Source organism: Dysgonomonas mossii (assembly GCF_004569505.1).
Lineage (GTDB): Bacteria > Bacteroidota > Bacteroidia > Bacteroidales > Dysgonomonadaceae > Dysgonomonas.
Genome location: NZ_SPPK01000161.1, coordinates 1 through 381, shown reverse-complemented (window position 1 = coordinate 381; position 381 = coordinate 1). Strand labels below are relative to the sequence as shown.

General features: G+C 61.7%; 1 protein-coding gene. It reads right to left on the bottom strand.

Translation table 11 applies throughout. From position 1 onward, the window contains the following. On the bottom strand, positions 1-381 hold a 381-nt coding region (locus E4T88_RS19125; protein WP_221411853.1), incomplete at both ends, for a hypothetical protein.

The window sequence follows — 381 nt, the reverse complement described above, 5'->3', positions numbered from 1 at the left end:
GATGTAGCCCGTCATCTTGCCCTGCTTGGCGAGCTCGAACCCACGGATCACGTCGTAGGTCGGCACGTCGAGCTTGGGCAGGTAATCGTAGGCCCAGTCGTTCTCCTTCGTCGCCTTATCGCCCCACATCATCTTCTGGAACGAGACGAAGAACTTGTTGTAGTTCTGCCAGTAGCTGGTCTGGCCCGGGCGCAGCGGCTTGAACTGCCGCTTGGCGATGTAGCTCGCGTAGTCCGGCTCCTTCTCCACGGGCAGGTTGAGATAGCCCGGGATGAGGTTCGACATCAGCCCGAGATCGGTCAGCCCCTGGATGTTGGAGTGGCCGCGCAGGGCCTGCATACCGCCGCCGAGCATGCCGATGTTGCCGAGCAACGTCTGGAC